The sequence below is a fragment of the Hymenobacter agri genome, assembly GCF_054778495.1.
Genome location: NZ_BAAGZM010000566.1, coordinates 1 through 2,786, shown reverse-complemented (window position 1 = coordinate 2,786; position 2,786 = coordinate 1). Strand labels below are relative to the sequence as shown.

Here is a 2,786-nt window from a genome sequence, read left to right as displayed (position 1 = left end):
GCTTCGACTGCGCTCAGCATGACTGCCCACGGCCCAGCACGACGGTCTAATTAACTCAACAAGAGAATGCTACTTAACTACTTAAAAATTGCCTGGAAGGTCTTGCAGCGGCGCAAGTTCTTCACCTTCATCAGTCTGTTTGGCGTGAGCTTCACGCTGATGATTTTGCTGGTGGTGATGGCCATGTTCAACCACCTGGTGGGGCCGGGCACGCCAGTGAAGCGCGTCGACCGCATGCTGTTCGTGAACGTCATCCGGCACCAGCGGCAGGACGGCCACGGCTGGATGAACATGCCGGCCAGCATTCATTTCGTGGACGACTACGTGCGGAAAATGAAAACGCCGGAGCTGGTGGGCATCAGCACGGGCGTGGTCAACGCCACGGCCTTCACCAAGAGCAAGCTGCTGCCGCTGGACGTGGCCTACACCGACGGCAACCTCTGGCGCATCATGGACTTTGACTTTCTGGGCGGGCGGGCGTTCACCACTGCCGAAGTGCAGCAGGCCCAGCCAGTGTGCGTCATCAACGAAGCCACGGCCCGCGCCTATTTCGGCATTACCGCCGTGGTGGGGCGCACCATCGAAATCGACCTGAAGCGCTACCGCGTGGCGGGTGTGGTGCGCAACGTGTCGGCCGCGCGGGTGTATGCCTACGCCGACGTGTGGCTGCCCTACACCCTGAGCGCGAACTACTACAAAGACAACCGCCTCAACGGCGTGTTTCTGCCGGTGCTGCTGGCGCCCTCGGCGGCGGCGGTGCCGGCCGTGCGCGAGGAATACCGCCAGATGATGAAGCGGGTGGAAATCCCGAATCCGAAGGAAGTGAAGGCCGTGTATTCCTACGCCGACCCCATGCTGGCGGGCATCACGCGGGGCATACTCAACTATAAGGACCAGACCGTGGACGACGACAACCTCGACGTTTTTTACGCCATCGTGGGCGGGCTGGCGCTGCTGTTTATGCTGCTGCCGGCCCTGAACCTGGTGAACCTGAACGTGACGCGCATTCTGGAGCGCTCGGGCGAGATTGGGGTGCGCAAGGCTTTCGGGGCCACGGGTAGCAACCTGGTGGGGCAGTTTCTGGTCGAAAACGTGGTGCTGGCATTGGTGGGCGGGCTGCTGGGGCTGGGGCTGGCCGCCGGCGCGCTGGCCCTGGTGAACGAGGCCCACCCCGTGGCCTACGCGCACTTCACGCTGAGCTGGTCGGTATTCGGCTGGGGCATGCTGCTCACGCTGGTTTTCGGGCTGATGAGCGGCGTGTACCCGGCCTGGAAAATGTCGCGCCTGAACCCCGTGGCGGCCCTGCGCGGCGGCGGGGAGCAGAAGTGAGCGTCGGCTATGAGGTAAGAGAACGTCATGCTGAACGCAGTCGAAGCATCTCTACCTCAGTACTAATCAAATTACTTGCGCGGGAGAGATGCTTCGACTGCGCTCAGCATGACGGCCTGTTTTCATCCTGCTAATTTCTTCCCATGCTTCGCCACCTCTTCACCCTCATCTGGAACCGCCGGCGGGCCAACCTGCTGCTGATTTCCGAAATATTTTTCTCCTTCGTGGTGCTGTTTGGGGTGGGCGCGGTGCTCATCACTACCGCCAAAAACTACCTGGCCCCGCACGGCTTCGATTACACGCAGGTGTGGCGGCTGGAAGTGCGCGCCGGCCAGGACCGGAAAATGCCCCGCGCCGAACTCGACGACGTGCTGCGCCAGGTGCAGGCCCTGCCCGGCGTGCGCACAGTGGCCCTCACCAGCGAGAACGTCCCGTTCATCTTCAACACCAACAACTCGGTGTTTGAGTACCAGGGCAAGAAGTCGCCGGTAGCCAACTACTACGCTGCCGACGACCACTACGCCGACGTGATGCGGCTGCACTTGCGCGAGGGCCGCTGGTTTGCGCCCGTCGACGACGGCAGCCACCACCGCCCGGTCATCATCAGCCAGGACCTGCGCGAAAGCCTGTTTGGCAACGGCCCGGCCCTGGGCAAAATCTTCACCTGGGAAAACCCCGGCAAAGACCCCAAGCCCGAAGACCAGTTTCTGGTAACCGGCGTGGCCGACCCCGTGCGCATGGAAAGCGACTTTTCGGCCCCCATTCCGTCGATGTGGCAGCGCCTGCTGCCCTACGACACCACCCACTGGGAAACGGCCAACGTGCTGGTGCGCGTGGCCCCCGGCTCGGGCGGCGAGCTGCAGGAAAAAATTGCCCGCACCGTGGCCGGCGTCACGCGCCAGTGGACCAGCCAGGTGCGCGTGATGGACGACGAGCGCCTGCACCGCCGCCGCTACACGCTGGTGCCGGTGGTGGGGCTGTGCATCATGGGGCTGTTTCTGATTGTGAACGTGGCGATGGGCCTGTTTGGGGTGCTCTGGCAAACCATCAACCAGCGCCGGGGCGAGATTGGGCTGCGCCGGGCCATCGGGGCCAGCGCGGGCGGCATCAGCGGGCAGGTGGTGGGCGAAATCCTGGTCGTCACCACGTTCGGGCTGGTGCTGGGGCTGCTGGTGGCGGTGCAGTTCCCGTTGCTGCACGTGCTGGAAATCCGCCCGGGGGTGTATGCCCAGGCTATGCTGCTGGCCACCGGCCTGATTTACGCGCTGACCGCGCTGTGCGCTCTGTACCCGAGCCGGCTGGCGGCGGGCATTCATCCGGCCGTGGCGCTGCGCGAGGAGTAGGGGCGGGGGCATTACCACTGCAACGAAGCGGTAGAGATGCTTCGACTGCGCTCAGCATGACTGCCCACGGCCCAGCACGACGGTCTAATTAACTCAACAAGAGAATGCTACTTA

General features: G+C 63.5%; 2 protein-coding genes. Both read left to right on the top strand.

Features of this window, described 5'->3' with window-relative positions; all coding sequences use genetic code 11:
* The first annotated feature begins 66 nt into the window (after window positions 1–66).
* Window positions 67–1,329, top strand: coding sequence for an ABC transporter permease (locus ACYVDE_RS19430; RefSeq protein ID WP_460503196.1), 1,263 nt, complete (start codon window positions 67–69; stop codon window positions 1,327–1,329).
* Between the two features lie 143 nt (window positions 1,330–1,472).
* Entirely contained in the window at window positions 1,473–2,672 is a 1,200-nt protein-coding gene (locus ACYVDE_RS19425) for an ABC transporter permease (RefSeq protein ID WP_460503195.1), read from the top strand.
* Window positions 2,673–2,786 lie beyond the last annotated feature (114 nt).